The sequence below is a fragment of the Streptomyces sp. NPDC030814 genome, assembly GCF_055572155.1.
Window position 1 is genome coordinate 1 of record NZ_JBVIDX010000052.1, and the last position, 16,682, is coordinate 16,682.

Consider the following 16,682-nt stretch of genomic DNA (forward strand, 5'->3'; position numbering starts at 1 on the left):
GCCGGGCAGGGCGTCGGCCGTTATGTGGAACTCGGCCCGGACGGCACCCTCACCGCACTCGCCCAGGCCTGCCTCGACGCCACCGACGCCACCGTTTTCGTACCGCTGCTGCGCAAGGACCGGCCCGAGGCCCCCTCCCTCCTCGCCGCCCTCGCCGCGCTGTTCGTCCACGGCGCTCCTGTCGACTGGGCCGCTCAACTGCCCTGCTCCTCACCGGTGCTGCTGCCGACCTACGCCTTCCAGCGGCGCCGCTACTGGCTGGACGCCGCCGACCATGCCGGGGACGTCACCGCTGCCGGGCTGGAGCGCGCCGAGCACCCCCTGCTGTCGGCCGCCGTCAGGGTCGCCGAGACCGGTGGGCTGGTTCTCAGTGGGCGGTTGTCGGCCCGCACCCACACATGGCTCGCCGACCATCGTGTGCTGGGCCGTACCATCCTGCCCGCCACCGCGTACCTCGAACTGGCCGTGCACGCCGGTGACCAGGTCGGTCTCGGTCATGTCGCCGAGCTGACCCTTCAGACCCCGCTGGTGCTGCCCGAGCGTGGCGCAGTGCAGCTCCAGATCGCCCTCGGCGGGGAGACCGAGGACGGGCGGCGGCCGTTCAGTGTGCACTCCAGGGCCGCCGACGCCGCGGTCGACCAGCCGTGGACCCGTCATGCCCAGGGGCTGCTCGCCGAGGAGCGCGGGCCGGTGCCGCCGGGTTGCGGTGCGTGGCCGCCGCCGGACGCCGTCCCTGTCGTGCCGGACCCTGCGGGGGAGGGTGACTGGTACGAGTCGTTCGCCGCCGGAGGGTTCGACTACGGGCCGGTCTTCCAGGGCCTCGGCCGGGTGTGGCGCCGGGACCGGGACCTGTTCGCCGAGGTGGCGCTGCCGGAGTCGCACCGCGCGGAGGCGGCCCGCTACGCGCTGCACCCGGCCCTGCTGGATGCCGCCGTGCAGACCCTGCTGGTCAGGGCGCTGGACGCTTCCGGTGACGAGGAGGCCGCGGCGGCCCTGCCGTTCGCCTGGAGCGGCTTCTCCCTGCACGCCACCGGGGCGAGCGCGCTGCGCGTCCACCTGGCGCCCGACGGCCGTCCGGACGAGTACACGCTGTCCGTCCACGACACCGACGGCAGGCCGGTCGCCACCGTGGACGGACTGATGTTGCGGAGGGTTTCCGCCGGGCAGTTGCACGACGCCTCCGAGGGCGGTACGGCTTCCACGGCGCCATCCCTGCTGGTCCAGGGCTGGAGGCACGCCGACCCGCAGCCCGTCGCCCCGGCGCCCGAGACCGTGCGCTGGGCGCTGATCGGGCAGGGCGATGGTGGTCTCGCCGAGACACTGGACGCCGCCGGGGTCCACCTGGAGTGCTACGCCGACCTCGCCTCACTCGCCGCGGCCGTCGACACCGGCACCGCCGCGCCCAAGGTCGTCCTCACCACCTGCGCCGGCTCCGCCGGGCCCGCCCCCGAGGGCACGAGGGAACTGCTGGCCGCGGCCGTCGGCCTGGTCCGGCACTGGGTCGGCGACGACCGGTTCGCCGACTCGCGCCTGGTCCTGGTCACTCGCGGCGCCCTCGCCACCGCCGATGGGGAGGACGTCGGCGACTTCGCCGGCGCCGCACTGTGGGGGCTCGTCCGCTCCGCCCAGCTCGAACACCCCGACCAGGTACGGCTGTTGGACCTCGGGACGCCCACCGGGGCGGACGACGACGGACCGGCCGGCATCCTTGCGGCCGCGATCGCCGCCGGCCACCCGCAGTCCGCCGTACGCGCCGGTGCGCTTCTGGTGCCCCACCTCACGGCGCCCGGTCCGGCCCCCGAGGGTGACCTGGCGTCCGTGACCCCGTTCGCGTCCGCAGGCACCGTCCTCGTCACCGGCGCCACCGGAGCCCTCGGCACCCTGGTGGCACGGCATCTGGTCACCGCGCACGGAGCGCGCCGGCTGCTGCTGGCGTCCCGGCGGGGCGCGGACGCGCCGGGGGCGGACGCGCTGGTCGCCGAGCTGGGCGCGCACGGCGCCGAGGTGACCCTCGCCGCCTGTGACGTCGCCGACCCGGACCGGCTCGCCGAGCTGCTCGCCCGTGTGCCCGACGAGCATCCGCTGACCGCGGTCGTGCATGTCGCCGGTGTCGTCGACGACGCGACCCTGACCTCCCTGACCGACGCCCAGACCGACGCGGTCCTGCGGCCCAAGGCGGACGCGGCCTGGCATCTGCACCGGTTGACGGAGCAACTGAACCTGTCGGCGTTCGTGGTGTTCTCGTCCGCGGCGGGCACCTTCGGCGCGGCGGGGCAGGGCGCCTACGCGGCCGCCAACGCCTTCCTCGACGGGCTCGCCCGGCACCGGCGGGCGAGCGGGCTGCCCGCCACGTCCATCGCCTGGGGGCTGTGGGAGGCCGAGAGCGGCATGACCGCGGGCCTCGGCGCCGCAGACCGGGAGCGGATGGCCAGAAACGGCATGCTGCCGCTGACCGCCGGAGCAGGACTCGCCCTCTTCGACGCCGCCGTCGCCGCTCCCGAGGCCGCCGTGGTCGCCGTCGCCAGGCAGTCGCCGGCGGCCGCGTCCCGTACGGCGGTGCGGCGCACGGCGGCCTCCGAGGCGCCGGCGGACGGCGGACGGTCGCTGTCCGCACGCCTCGCGGGCCTCGCCGGCCCGGAGCGGCTCGGACTGCTGCTGGACACGGTCCGGGACCAGGTCGCCGCCGTCCTCGGGTACGACTCGACGGACGAGGTGCTGCCCGACCGGCACTTCGCGGAACTGGGATTCGACTCGCTGACCGCCGTGGAACTGCGCAACAGGCTCGGCTCCCTGGCCGGATTCCGGCTGCCCCCGACCCTCGTCTTCGACCTCGACACCCCGCAGGCGCTCGCCGCCGACCTCGCCGAACGGTTCACGGCGGCGGCCTCCCCGGAACCGGACGGCCAGGGTGCGGCCCGCAGCGACGACGACACGGCTGGGCGCGCCGCCCGCCCGGAGGACACCGTGGGCGCGCTGTTCCGCGGCGCCTGCGAACAGGGCCGTGTCGACGACGGCTTCGCCCTGCTGCAGGCGGTCGCCGAACTGCGGCCGGTGTTCGAGTCCCCGTCCGACCTGACCGTCGGGACCGCCGGGCTGCGGCTGGCCGCCGGAGACGAAGGGCCCGCGCTGATCTGCTTCAGCTCGTACGTGGCACTGGCCGGTGTGCACCAGTACGCGCGGTTCGCCTCCGCGTTCCGCGGCTGGCAGGACGTGTGGGCGCTCCCCACCCCAGGCTTCGGCCGCGGCGAGCCGCTGCCCGCCACACTGGACGTGGTGGCGAGGACGCAGGCCGAGTGGGTGCTGCGGTGCGCGGACGGCAGGCCGTTCGTGCTGACCGGGTCGTCCTCCGGGGGCATCCTGGCCCTCGCCGCCGCCCGCCATCTGGAGCGGTCGGGGCATCCGCCGCTGGGGGTGGCACTCCTCGACACCTACATGCCGCGCGCGGACTCGCCGTTCACCCGCTTCTCGGCCGAGATGCTGGGCGGGATGTTCGACCGGGAGTCCATGTTCGCGCACATGGACTCCGACCGGCTCTCGGCGATGAGCTGGTACATCCGGATGATCGGCGAGTGGGACCCGGGCGACCTGGCCACGCCCGTGCTGCTGGTGCGGCCCGCCGAGCCGCCGGTGACCGCCGCCGGACAGGAGCCGCTCGCGCCGGGGGAGTGGCAGAGCTCCTGGGAGGGCGCGGACGGCGTCGTCGAGGTCCCCGGCAACCACTTCACGATGATGGAGTCCCATGCCGCCACCACGGCGGGTGCCCTCGCGGGCTGGATCGCCACGGTACTCCCATCGCAGACCGCGGGCCGTGAACCGGCCCGACCGACCGAGGGAGCATGATGCGGGTCCTGTTCGTCAGCCTGTCCGAGAAATCCCACGTGTATCTCATGGTTCCGCTGGCGTGGGCGCTCAGCGCGGCCGGGCACGACGTCCGTGTGGCCAGCCATCCGCTGGCGATCGAGACCATCACACGCGCCGGACTCACCGCCGTACCCGTCGGCACCGACCACGGCCTCCACCGGGACATGTCCGCCTACCGCGAGTCGCAGGACTACTCGACCGCGAACTGGAGCCGCTGCGAACGCGACCAGGTGGACTGGGCGGAGCTGAAGGAGCGCATGGCACTGAGCGTGCCGTACGCCTTCGCCCCCTACAACGACTCCATGATCGAGGACCTGGCCGCCTTCGCCCAGGGCTGGCGGCCCGACCTGGTGATCCGGGACCCACTGGCGTACGCCGGTGGCATCGCCGCCCGGATCAGCGGGGCCGCCCACGCCCGCCTGATGTGGTGCTCCGATGTGTGGGGCCGTACCCGGCAGACGTATCTGGAGCTGATGCGCGAGCAGCCCGAGGCCGAGCGCGTCGATCCGCTCGCCGACTGGATCGCGGCGAGGTCCGAGCCGTACGGGTTCTCCTGCGACGAGGAGCTCCTGCACGGCCAGGCCACCATCAGCACCCTGCCCCAGTCCCTGTCGATCGCGTCGGCGTCCCCAGAACTCCCCATGCGGTACGTCCCCTACAACGGACGCGCCGTGGTGTGGGACTGGCTGCGCGAGGCGCCCAAGCGGCCGCGGGTCTGTCTCAGCCTGGGCACCTCCAACACTGAGGACTACGGCGGCGACTACGTCTCCGTACCGGAGATCCTCGACGCCCTGGCAGACGAGGACGTGGAGGTGGTGGCCGCCCTGCTGCCCGCGCAGCTGGAGCAGCTCCGCACCGTTCCCGACAACGCCAGAGCCGTCGACTCGGTCGCCCTGAGCACCCTGCTGCCGAGCTGCTCGGCCGTGATCCACCACGGCGGCTACGGCACCTTCGCCACCGCCATGGCGGCCGGAGTGCCCCAGATGATGCTGTCCACCCTGATCGCCGACCACGAGCAGCGCGGGCAGGCGCTCGAGCGCGTGGGAGCGGGCGTGTACCTGCACCACGGTGACGCCACCGTGGAGAAGGTCCGCGAGGGGGTGCGGCGGTTCGTCGGGCAGCCGGATGCCGGTGAGGCAGCGCTGCGCCTGCGGGCCGAGTCCGAGGCGATGCCGAGCCCGCACGACCTGGTGGCCACCCTGGAGCGACTGGCGGAAGTGCGCTGAGCACCGCCGCCCGCCGCCCTCCGCACCGCGAACCCAACCGACCGAAGGAACAGGAACGAACCGTGAAGATCAATGTGGACCGCGAGCGCTGTGTCGGAGCCGGTCAGTGCGTGCTTGCCGCCGCCGCCGTCTTCGAGCAGAACCGCGAGGACGGTCTGGTGGAGCTGCTCCAGCCCGAGCCGTCACAGGACCTGCACGACGCCGTGACCGAGGCGGAGCTGATCTGCCCCTCGGGCGCGATCGAACTGCAGTCCTGACCGCCGCCCCTCACACCCACGACACCAGTTAGGCGGGATGGAAACCGTGAAGGCTCTCGTGCTCTCGGGCGGTGCGGGCACCCGGCTGCGGCCGATCACCCACACCTCGGCGAAGCAGTTGGTCCCGGTCGCCAACAAGCCCATCCTCTTCTACGGCCTGGAGGCGATCGCGGACGCCGGGATCACCGAGGTCGCGATCGTCGTCGGCGACACGGAGGCCGAGATCCGGCAGGCCGTCGGTGACGGCTCCGACTTCGGACTCGACGTCACCTACCTGCGGCAGGAGGCCCCGCTGGGCCTGTCCCACGCCGTGCTCATCGCCCGTGACTTCCTGGGCGACGACGACTTCGTGATGTTCCTCGGCGACAACTTCGTCTTCGGAGGGATCACCGACTCCGTGGACGAGTTCCGCAAGGAGCGTCCGGACGCCCAGCTCCTGCTCACCCGGGTGCCCAATCCGTCCGCCTTCGGTGTCGCCGAACTCGACGACCTCGGACGGCTGGTACGCCTGGAGGAGAAACCCGAGCAGCCCCGCAGCGACCTCGCGCTGGTCGGCGTGTACCTCTTCGGCCCCGCGATCCACGAGGCGGTGCGCGCCATCCGTCCTTCCGCGCGCGGCGAGCTGGAGATCACCGATGCCATCCAGTGGCTGCTGGAACGGGACCACGACGTGCGCACCACCGTGATCACCGGATACTGGAAGGACACCGGAAACGCCGCGGACATCCTCGACGTCAACCGCAGACTGCTGGACCTGCTGGAGTACCGCGTCGACGGGGACGTCGACGAGGCCAGCGAGATCGTCGGCCGGGTGCACATCGACGCCGGTGCCGTCATCCGCGGCTCACGCATCGTGGGGCCGGCGATCATCGGTCCCGGCACCGTGGTCGAGGACTCCTACATCGGGCCGTCGACGGCCATCGCGCAGGACTGCGTCATCCGCAACAGCGAGATCGAGTTCTCGATCATTCTGCGGGAGTCCAGGTTCGACAGCATCCGCCGCGTGGAGGGCTCCCTCGTCGGACGCAACGTACGCGTCTCCCTGGGCCCTCGCGTGCCCGCCACCCACCGGCTGGTGATAGGCGACCACGGGCGGGTGCAGATCTCCTCATGACCAGTCAGAACCCCGACCCGTCCGCCGCCGCCACGGGCGCCGCCCGCATCCTGGTGACCGGCGGCGCCGGCTTCATCGGCTCCCACCACGTGCGGACCCTGCTCGGACCCGGCGGTCCGGCCGGCGTCACCGTCACCGTCCTGGACAAGCTCACCTACGCCGGCAACCCGGCCAATCTGGACCCCGTGCACGACCATCCCGCGTTCTCCTTCGTCAAAGGCGACATCCGCGACCGGGAACTCGTCGACGACCTCATGGCCGACCACGACGAGGTGGTGCACTTCGCCGCCGAGTCCCACGTGGACCGCTCGATCCTGAACTCCGCCGAGTTCGTCGGCACCAACGTCCTGGGCACCCAGACCCTGCTCGACGCGGCTCTGCGCCACGGCGTCCGCACCTTCGTGCACGTCTCCACCGACGAGGTGTACGGCTCCATCGACACCGGGGCCTGGACCGAGGAGAGCGCCCTGCTCCCCAACTCCCCCTACTCCGCCTCCAAGGCCTCCTCCGACCTGCTGGCCCTGGCCCACCACCGCACCCACGGCCTGGACGTGCGGGTGACCCGGTGCTCCAACAACTACGGCCACCACCAGTACCCGGAGAAGGTCGTCCCGCTGTTCGTCACCAACCTCCTCGACGGCCACAAGGTGCCGCTGTACGGGGACGGCGGCAACGTACGCGACTGGCTGCACGTCGACGACCACGTGCAGGGCATCGAGCTGGTCCGCACCCGAGGCCGCGCGGGCGAGGTCTACAACATCGGCGGCGGCACCGAACTGACCAACCGCCGTCTGACCGACCTCCTCCTCGACGCGTGCGGCGCCGGGCCCGACCGCGTCGAGTACGTCACGGACCGCAAGGGCCACGACCGCCGTTACTGCGTCGACTGGTCCAAGATCCGCGACGAGCTCGGCTACCGGCCGCGCAAGGACTTCGCCACCGGCCTGGCCGAGACCGTCGCCTGGTACCGGGAGAACCGGGCCTGGTGGGAGCCGCTGAAAACGACCGTGGGGGTGACCCGTTGACCGGCCTCGACGACATCGTGGTCGTCGGCGCGGGCGCCGCCGGCGCCACCACCGCCGAGACCCTCAGACGGCAGGGCTACGAGGGCCGCCTCACCCTCGTCGGCGCCGAACCGCACGCGCCGTACGACCGGCCGCCCCTGTCCAAGCAGATCCTCTCCGGCAGGTGGGAACCGGACCGGATCCGGCTGCGCGGGCCCGAGGTCCACGACCGCCTCGGCATCGACATGCGCCTCGGCACCGCCGCCACCCGGCTGGACACGGCCGGCCGGGCGGTCGAACTCGACGACGGCAGTCGGCTGCGCGCGGACGCCGTCGTCGTCGCGACCGGCGTCCGGCCCCGGACGCTGCCCGGTACCCAGGGACTGGCCGGTGTCCACGTCCTGCGCACCCTCGACGACGCCCTCGCCCTGCGAGAGGCCCTGGGCGAAGGACGGCGGCTGGTGGTGGCGGGGGCCGGTCTGCTCGGCACGGAGGCGGCCGTCGCCGCCCGCTCCCTGGGGGCCGATGTCACGCTGGTCGGCACCGAACCCGTGCCGCTGCTCGACCTGCTCGGGCCGCAGGCGGCGGGCTTGGTCGCCGCCGTCCACCGCGACCTCGGGCTGCGTTTCCGACGGGGGAGTGTGTCCATGGTGACGGGTGAGGGCGGCACCGCCACCGGAGTCCTGCTGGCCGACGGAACGCGTCTCCCCGCGGACGTGGTGCTGGTCGCGGTCGGCTCACTCCCCGACACCGAGTGGCTGGCGGGCAGCGGGATCCCCACCGGGGACGGCGTCGTCTGCGACGGCCTGGGCGCGGCCGCACCCGGAGTGTGGGCCGCCGGCGACATCGCGAACCGGCCCGACCCGCGCACGGGGCGGCGCAGACGGTGGGAGCACCGCACACAGGCCACCGAACAGGCGGTCGCGGTCGCCCGCAACCTGCTCGCCGGCGCCGGCGCCCGGCCCGTCGCGCCGCTGCCGTACTTCTGGACCGACCAGCACGACCTGAAGATCCAGGTGTTCGGTGAGCTTGCCGGGACCGACAGCTGCCACATCGTCGAAGGCAGCCCCGCCGAGCGCAGGTTCACGGCCGTCTACTGCGTCCGGGACCGGGTCCGCGGCGCCGTCGCGGTCGACATGCCGCGTTCCGTCCAGCAGCTCCGGCCCTTGGTGGAGAGCGAAGCCGTGTGGACGGGGCTGCCCACGGAGGCACCTACCGGCTGATGAGTTCACGCATGGTCCCGGGTGACGGTGATGTCCTGCGTGGGTCGTCCTCGACGAGGACAGGTCGGCCCGCAGAGCAGGGGCGATCCGGCCGCGATCGTGCAGTCCGAAGTGGAGTGCGGGGGCCGGCCGCCGTCGCGGCGTGAGTGCCTCGATCCGGGTCAGGCCGGCCGTCACCAGCGGTTCGCGTTCGCGGTGCAGCGCCACCCCGTGGACCGCAGGACGGGTCCGCTCCGGGCGTTGTTGGCGTCCGTGCCCGGCGTCAACGGCACTCCGGCCCGGTGCAGTCGCCGGGTGGCGGCGAGGACATGGGCGAAGTCGAGGCCCGGGGGCGCGAGGGGCACGGCCAGGTCCATGCGTCCGGTGCGGACCGCGGCGCTGGCGTCAGCCGGAACACAGACCGTGGGAATGGCCCTGCCTTCCGCCGCGGCCCGGTCGACCGCTCGTGGGGGAGTGGCGCGTCCAGCTGGAGGTGGGTGAACGCGTCGACGCCTGCGTGCGCACGGTCCCAGCGTCGGCCATGTGGGCGGCGGTGAACAGGCCGGCCACCCGGGCGGCTTCGGTGACGCCGGCGGCGGTAGCCGCGTCGAGCGTGGGAAGGTGGGCACGGTGGCCGCCGTCGTCGAACATGAGCTTGATGGAGTGCGCGCCCTCCTCGCGGCGCGTCAGGGCGTACTCCTCTGCATCCGGCCGTCCGGGCGGCGACGGGAGGTACGGCGGTGACGCGCGCGGGCACCGGCCGGTTGGTCACGGGATTCGCTCCACCGTGGTCCGGGCCGGGCCGCCCGGCCCGGACCACGGTGGCCGGGGCGCTCGCCCGGTGGGCGGCGTGGTCCCACCGGCCACCCGCGGGGGCGGTCCGTCAGGACAGCCATGCGTCAGGTGCCGGGCCGCCGCGTCCGATGGGTGGGAAGAGGTCGTCGAGCCTCGCCGCGAAGGATTCCGGCAGAGGAGAACGGAGCGCGGAGAGAGCCCCGTCGACATGCTGTTCCGTCCGTGGACCGATCACCGCGCCCGTCACACCGGGGCGGGAGAGAGTCCAGGCCAGCCCGGCCTCCGCGGGGTCGAGACCGTGGTCGGCGCAGAGCTTCTCGTAGGTGTCGATGGTGTCGCGGTGCCGGTCGAGGGCCTCGGCGGCCCGCCCTTGGGCCGACTTCACGGCGTCGTTCTCCCGCAGCTTGCGCAGGACACCGCTGAGCAGACCGCCGTGCAACGGGGACCAGACCAGGACCCCCAGCCCGTACGCCTGCGCCGCGGGGATGACCTCCAACTCGGCGTGGCGTGTGACGAGGTTGTAGACGCACTGCTCGGACACCAGGCCGAGGGTGTTCCGGCGCCTGGCCGCCTCCTGGGCCGACGCGATGTCCCAGCCGGCGAAGTTGGACGAGCCGACGTACCGCACCTTTCCCTGGGCGACGAGCAGGTCCATCGCCTGCCACACCTCGTCCCAGCCCACGGACCGGTCGATGTGGTGCATCTGGTAGAGGTCGATCCAGTCCGTGCCGAGCCGCCGCAGCGACGCCTCGCAGGCGGCGACGATGTTGCGCACGGACAGTCCGTGCGCGTTGAGGCCGTCCCCCATCGGGTCGCCGACCTTGGTGGCGAGGACGACCTCGTCACGCCGGGAGGGGCTCTTGGCCAGCCATCTGCCGATGACCTCCTCCGTGTGCCCCTTGTACACGCGCCAGCCGTAGATGTTGGCCGTGTCGACGAAGTTGATGCCCTCGGCGAGGGCATGGTCCATCAGACGGTGTGCTTCGGGTTCCTCCACCCGGCCACCGAAGTTCACGGTGCCGAGGACCAGCCTGCTGACGCGCAGGCCCGTCCGGCCCAGCTGAGTGTGCAACACGTAGTCATCCTCGTGAGTGAGGGCCGGCCCCGGTCTCCTGGCCGCCGGCCGAGGGAGCGCCGGGTTGCGGCGTCAGGATCGGCCAGAGACCGGCGCGTGCGTGGTAGATGTTGACGATCACCAGCATCAGCAGGGTGAAGACGCCGTACTGGGCGCCGTTGAGCGCGGGCACCACGTTCACCGGCAGCGTGTACGCCATCAGCGTCCGGATCCCGGAGTCCACCAGCAGCCCGATGCCCCAGATCACCGTGGTGACCCGCCAGATCCGCCGGAAATGCGGTTCCTCGTCCCAGAGTTGGTCCCAGTCCCGGCCGCCCGTGGTACGCCGCTCCAGCAGCCGGCGGGAAAAGCCGAATGCCAGCGGCCGCCTGCCGCGCAGGGACGCCAGGAAGCCGAGTCCGGCCACCGCCGTCAGCCAGCCGTCCCGCACCAGCAGCAGCCGCGCGCTCCCTCCTGCCAGCGACACGACGATGCTGAGGACCAGCATCGTCGTCACGAACGCGCCGAGCACGTCCACCCGTCGCGTCCGCGCGAAGCGCACCAGCGTCGACACCCCCGGCACCACGGCCCCGGCGGTCAGCGCGATCACATCGCTCACCCCCGCCGCCGTCAGCCCGTAGTACAGGCCGACGGGTATGCCGAGGTCCACCAGGACGGTCAGCAGCAGCGGAGGCCCGGAGTCGGTGCGAGGAGCGCCGTGCACGGTGTCCCGGCCATCGGCCGGGCCGCCGGCGGTGCCGTTCGGTGGCTGTCCCAGGGGTGTGCTTCCGCCGCTGGTCATGAGTTCTCCGTCCGGTGGGGGCATACGGAACGGGTACCGGGTCGCCCTGATGCCGAGGCAGTCCGGCACACGCACAGCGTACGGGCGACCCCGGCCACGGGCCCGCCATCATCGACCGCATCGCGCCAACCCTTTGGAATTCCCTAGAAGTCGGCGGCACTTCATCGCCTGCCGTCCCCCCGGTGTTAGCGTCGGGCGCCAGGTCCACTCGGGCAAATGTCCCTTTTCGCCGCGGCCGCAGGAATCCGATCCGCGCACAGTCGCCCCGGCACACCGAACCCTGTCCGCCTCCGCAGACCAGGAGACCTCCGTGACCGATGTTCAAACAACTCCCGGATCGGCCGCGCCGACCGAGTCCATACCCACCCCGGACTCCTTGGGCCTGAAGGAGATGCGCGAGGTCATCCGTAACATTCCGGGCTACATGTCCCGTCTGCGCGACAAGCACGGCCCCGTAGTCCGCATTCCCATGGGAAAGGACGAGGTCTTCCTCCTCAGCGACTTCGATGTCGTCCAGGACGTCATCGTCGCCTCCAGCCGCCGCTTCGACAAGGACACCAAGAAGACCGGCCCCGGCCCCGACGACTGGGGCGCCAACCTCGAGACCATCCTGGGCCGCAACGTCCTGGGCAAGGGCCTGGTGACCAGCGTCGGCACCTATCACCGCAGGCAGCGACGGCTCATCCAACCGGTCTTCCACCGCAAGCGCATCGCGGGATACGGCTCCACGTTCGCCGCCATCGCCGACGAGGCGTCCGCCAAGTTCACCGACGGCGAGAAGTTCAACTTCCACGAGTCGATGTACGAACTCGCGCTCGGCATGGTCACCCGCACCCTGTTCGACGTGTCCCTCAAGAGCGAGGCCGCCGAAAGCATCCGTACCGCCTTCCCACGCGAGGGCGGCCCGCTGCGCTGGGAGTTGAGCCCCTTCGGCAAGATCCTGCTGCGTCTCCCGCTGCCCGCGAACCGCCAGCTGAAGCGCGGCCTGCGGAACATCGACGACATCGTCTACGCCATGATCGAGGAACGGCGCCGGGGCTCCGGCGACGGCGCGGACCTGCTGTCCGTACTGCTGACCGTCACCGACGCCGACACCGGCGAGCACCTCACCGATGTCGAAGTGCGCGACGAGGCCGTCACCTTGCTGATGGCCGGTCACGAGACGTCCTCGGGTGCCCTGACCTGGGCCTACCACCTGCTCGGCACCAACCCGGAGACACGCGAGCGGCTGCACGCCGAGGTCGACGAGGTCCTCGGTGACAGGCTGCCCACCGTCGAGGACCTGCCCGACCTGAAGTACGCCGACGCCGTGTACTCCGAGGCGCTGCGCCTGTACCCGCCGGCCTGGAACCTGGTGCGGCGTTCACTGGAGGACTACACGGCCAACGGGTACCATATCCCGCGCAACAGCGTGGTCATCTGCAGCCCGTACGTCCTGCACCGCGATCCCACCTGGTGGCCCGAGCCCGAGCGGTTCGCCCCCCAGCGGTTCCTGACCGAGACCGATCCGTCCGACCCTCTGGCGGGCCACGCCAAGGCCGCCGGCCGACCGAGGCTGGCCTACCTTCCCTTCGGCGCCGGACCCCGCCAGTGCATCGGCAACGTCTTCGCCCAGATGGAAGGCGTCATGGCTCTGGCGACCCTCAGCCGCCACTGGGAGTTCGAGCCGGCGGACAAGGGGCCCGTCCGGGTCGCGAGCGACATCACCCTGCAGCCCCGCGGCGGCCTCGAAATGATCGCCCACCGCAGGCGCTGAACGCCGCTGACCAGGGGCGAAGAAGTAGAAGTCTCCCTAGATCACTAGCTGCCCGCGGGACTGATCCCCCGGCAGCCACCAGTATGACGAACACCGGAACCATCGATCGCACAGCAACCATCGATCGTCTCGCAGGTCGCGCGGGAGTCGGATCCGGCCGGAATACGCGGCCGGAAGTTGAGCCGGATCCGTAGGGCGGAGGCAGTGGCCGTGTTGCCAGAAGACGCACACGCACGGGGAAACACGTCGGAATCCCTTCAGGGACACGAAAACGCTCGGGAAGAGGACGTTCCCGAAGAGCGTGAATCCCTTCCGGGGAAGACGACCCATATCGCGTCGCAATCCCGGGACGCGACGGCGTTCGAGAACGCCGTCGCGGTCGTGGGAATTTCCTGCCGCTTTCCCCAGGCACCCGACCCCGCGGCCTTCTGGCGCCTCCTGATCGAAGGCGAAAGCGCCGTCACCGAAACCCCCGAGAACCGCCGGGACGCGCTCGCCGAACCAGACCCGGCCGCCCCCGGAAACGTCCGCCGCGGCGCCTACCTCGACCACGTCGACCGCTTCGACCCCGGCTTCTTCGCCATCTCACCGCGCGAGGCCACGGCGATGGACCCCCAACAGCGCCTGGTCCTCGAACTCGGCTGGGAGGCACTGGAAGAGGCAGCCGTCGTACCCGGGCGGCTGCGCGGCAGCCGCACCGGGGTCTTCGTCGGCGCCATCTGGGACGACTACGCCTCCCTCGCCCGCCGCCTCGGCCCCGAGACCGTCGGCCGGTACACCCTCAGCGGCCTCAACCGAGGCATCATCGCCAACCGTCTCTCCTACGTCCTCGGCCTGCGCGGCCCCAGCCTGACCGTGGACGCCGGCCAGTCCTCCTCCCTGGTCGCCGTCCACCTGGCGTGCGAGAGCCTGCGGCGCGGCGAGTCCGAACTCGCCCTGGCCGGCGGGGTCAACCTCACCCTCGCCCCCGACAGCGCCCGCGCCTCCGCCGGATTCGGCGCACTTTCCCCGGACGGCAACTGCTACACCTTCGACGCCCGCGCCAACGGCTACGTCCGCGGCGAAGGAGGCGCCCTCGTCCTCCTCAAGCCCCTCACCCGTGCCCTCGCCGACGGCGACCGCATCCACTGTGTCATCCGCGGCAGCGCCACCAACAACGACGGCGGCGGCGACGGCCTGACCGCACCGCTGCGCGAGGCCCAGGAGGAAGTGCTGCGCCTCGCCTACCACCAGGCCGGCGTGAACCCCGCCGACGTCCAGTACGTCGAACTGCACGGCACCGGCACCCGGCTCGGCGACCCCATCGAGGCCGCCGCGCTCGGCGAGGTCGTCGGCCGCGCCCGCACCGACGAAACCCCTCTGCTCGTCGGCTCCGTCAAGACCAACATCGGCCACCTGGAGGGCGCGGCCGGCGTCGCCGGGCTCGTCAAGACCGTCCTCTCCCTCAGCCACGGGCAGATCCCCGCCAGCCTCAACTTCGAGAACCCGAACCCCGCTATCCCCCTCGACACCCTGAATCTGCGAGTCGCGGCCGAGCCCCAGCCGTGGCCCGACCAGGACGGCCCGCGGCGGGCGGGCGTCAGCTCCTTCGGCATGGGCGGCACCAACTGCCACGTCGTCCTGGAGGAATGGCCCATCCCCACACCCGGCGCCGGGACCGGCACGCCCGACGCTGCCGGGCCGACGACCCACGCCGAGCCGGAAGCGACCACCCCCCGAGCCGCCGGGACCCTCCCGTGGATCATCTCAGCCCGGACCCGCAAGGCACTGCGCGGCCAGGCCCGCCGACTGCTCACCCATCTGGAGACCCACCCCGCCACCGACCCGGCAGACATCGCCTACGCGCTGGCCCAGACCAGAACCCGCTTCGAACACCGTGCCGTCGTGCTCGGCACACACCGGGACGAACTCGTGCGGGGCCTGACCACCCTCGTGGGCGGCACCCCGGCGGACGACATCGTCACAGGCTTCGCCCCGTCCCCCGTGAGGACCGCCCCGACCGCCGCCGACGGCACCGCCGAAGGCCCCGGATCCACCCGCACCGCCTTCCTCTTCGCCGGCCAGGGCTCCCAACGCCTCGGTATGGGACGCGAGTTGTACGAGACGTACCCCGTCTTCGCCGAGGCCTTCGACGCCGTGGACCGGGAACTGCCCTTCAGCCTGCGGCAGGTGGTCTTCGGCGAGGGACAGGACGACGCCGGGGCCGCGGAGCGGCTGATCCGGACGGAGTACACCCAGCCCGCGCTCTTCGCCCTCGAGGTCGCGCTCTTCCGCCTCGCCGAGTCCCACGGCGTACGCCCCGACGTCGTGTTCGGCCACTCCGTGGGCGAGATCGCCGCGGCCCACGTGGCCGGCGTCTGGTCGCTGGCAGACGCCTGCCGTGTGATCGCCGCCCGGGGACGGCTGATGCAGGCACTCCCCGCGGGCGGCGCGATGGTCGCCGTGGAGGCGGCCGAGGACGAGGTCCTGCCCCTGCTGAACGACCGGGTCGGCATCGCCGCGGTCAACGGCCCCTGCACCGTGGTGGTGTCAGGCACCCAGGAAGCCGTCGAGGAGGTGAGCGCGCACTTCCGGGCCCGCGACCGCAAGGTGACGGCCCTGCGCGTCAGCCACGCCTTCCACTCCCCGCTCATGGAACCCATGCTCGACGAGTTCCGCGCCGTACTCGCCGACGTCTCCTACGGGAAGCCCGCCCTCCCCGTCGTCTCCGACGTCACCGGCCGCCTCGCGACGGCCGAAGAGCTCATGTCCCCTGATTACTGGACCCAGCACGTCCGACGGCCCGTACGGTTCGCCGACGGCGTCCGGACACTGGACGGAATGGGCGCCCGCCGCCTGCTGGAGCTCGGCCCGGACGGCACCCTGACGGCTCTGGCCGAGCAGAGTCTGCAGGACGAAGACGCCTTCGCGGTCCCCGCCGTGCGCAAGGACCGCTCCGAGACAGCGGCCTTCGTCACGGCCCTCGCGGCGCTGCACACCCGCGGTCTCGCCGTCGACTGGAGCCCCCTCTTCGCCGAGCACCGCACCCGTCGTACCCCACTGCCCACGTACGCCTTCCAACGCCGCCGCTACTGGCTCACCGACGCCGTCGCCGACGGGACCGCGGCCGGGGCGGCCCCCGGGACCGCCGTGGCCATCGCGACCGCCGGGAACGGGACCGTCACCGACGACGAGGACATCGACGACGCGACCTCGCCGCTCCACGACCGCCTGGCCGGCCTGCCGCCGCGTGAGCGCCACGGCGCGCTCCTGGAGCTGGTCCGCGACCACGCGGCCCGCATCCTCGACCACGATTCCGCGGACCAGGTCGAGCCCCGCCGCACCTTCAAGGATCTCGGCTTCGACTCCCTCACCTCCGTCGACCTCCGCAACCGGCTCAAGGCCGCGACCGATCTGCCCCTGCCCGCCTCCCTCCTGTTCGACTTCCCGACCCCCCTTGCCGTCGCCGGCTACCTGGACGGCCGGATCACCGGCGCCGTCGCCACCGAGCCTGTTCTCCAGGGGCCGACGAGCGCCGACGATCCGGTGGTGATCGTCGGTATGGCGTGCCGGTTCCCGGGTGGGGTGGGTTCGCCGGAGGATCTGTGGCGGCTGGTGAGTGAGGGGGGTGA

11 protein-coding genes are annotated in these 16,682 nt (G+C 72.3%); 8 read left to right on the top strand and 3 right to left on the bottom strand.

Annotated features, from left to right (window positions below; translation table 11 throughout):
* The 6 genes from ACZ43N_RS42455 to ACZ43N_RS42480 form a co-directional block, all read left to right on the top strand.
* Window positions 1-3,840 (top strand): SDR family NAD(P)-dependent oxidoreductase (locus ACZ43N_RS42455; protein WP_468105207.1); only part of this gene is annotated, 3,840 nt, incomplete at its 5' end.
* Complete coding sequence (locus ACZ43N_RS42460) at window positions 3,837-5,087, top strand: activator-dependent family glycosyltransferase (protein ID WP_468105209.1); 1,251 nt, start codon at window positions 3,837-3,839, stop codon at window positions 5,085-5,087. The genes ACZ43N_RS42455 and ACZ43N_RS42460, both read left to right, overlap by 4 nt.
* A 62-nt stretch (window positions 5,088-5,149) precedes the next feature.
* Window positions 5,150-5,344: a ferredoxin gene (locus ACZ43N_RS42465; protein ID WP_468105210.1), complete on the top strand. Its 195-nt coding sequence runs from the start codon at window positions 5,150-5,152 to the stop codon at window positions 5,342-5,344.
* Between the two features lie 46 nt (window positions 5,345-5,390).
* Window positions 5,391-6,458 (top strand): glucose-1-phosphate thymidylyltransferase, encoded by a 1,068-nt coding sequence (locus tag ACZ43N_RS42470; protein ID WP_468105211.1) that lies wholly within the window; start codon window positions 5,391-5,393, stop codon window positions 6,456-6,458.
* A complete protein-coding gene (rfbB, locus tag ACZ43N_RS42475; protein WP_468105213.1) occupies window positions 6,455-7,483 on the top strand; it encodes a dTDP-glucose 4,6-dehydratase in 1,029 nt (342 codons plus the stop codon). Before ACZ43N_RS42470 ends, rfbB begins: the two co-directional genes overlap by 4 nt.
* Entirely contained in the window at window positions 7,480-8,685 is a 1,206-nt protein-coding gene (locus ACZ43N_RS42480; RefSeq protein WP_468105214.1) for an NAD(P)/FAD-dependent oxidoreductase, read from the top strand. The genes rfbB and ACZ43N_RS42480 overlap by 4 nt, the downstream gene beginning before the upstream one ends.
* 173 nt (window positions 8,686-8,858) lie before the next feature.
* On the opposite strand, the gene ACZ43N_RS42485 is transcribed toward ACZ43N_RS42480, so the two are convergent.
* The 3 genes from ACZ43N_RS42485 to ACZ43N_RS42495 form a co-directional block, all read right to left on the bottom strand.
* Complete coding sequence (locus ACZ43N_RS42485; protein WP_468105215.1) at window positions 8,859-9,029, bottom strand: hypothetical protein; 171 nt, start codon at window positions 9,027-9,029, stop codon at window positions 8,859-8,861.
* A 518-nt stretch (window positions 9,030-9,547) separates the two neighbouring features.
* Complete coding sequence (locus ACZ43N_RS42490; protein ID WP_468105217.1) at window positions 9,548-10,534, bottom strand: aldo/keto reductase; 987 nt, start codon at window positions 10,532-10,534, stop codon at window positions 9,548-9,550.
* 4 nt (window positions 10,535-10,538) lie between these two features.
* Window positions 10,539-11,315: a VC0807 family protein gene (locus ACZ43N_RS42495; RefSeq protein WP_468105219.1), complete on the bottom strand. Its 777-nt coding sequence runs from the start codon at window positions 11,313-11,315 to the stop codon at window positions 10,539-10,541.
* A 310-nt stretch (window positions 11,316-11,625) separates the two neighbouring features.
* On the opposite strand from ACZ43N_RS42495, the gene ACZ43N_RS42500 reads away from it, so the two are divergent.
* Both ACZ43N_RS42500 and ACZ43N_RS42505 read left to right on the top strand, forming a co-directional pair.
* Window positions 11,626-13,071 carry a cytochrome P450 gene (locus ACZ43N_RS42500; protein WP_468105220.1) on the top strand — a complete coding sequence of 482 codons (1,446 nt, stop codon included), beginning with the start codon at window positions 11,626-11,628 and terminating at the stop codon, window positions 13,069-13,071.
* Window positions 13,072-13,452: 381 nt separating this feature from the next.
* The coding region (locus ACZ43N_RS42505; protein WP_468105222.1) for a type I polyketide synthase at window positions 13,453-16,682 on the top strand (3,230 nt) is incomplete at its 3' end.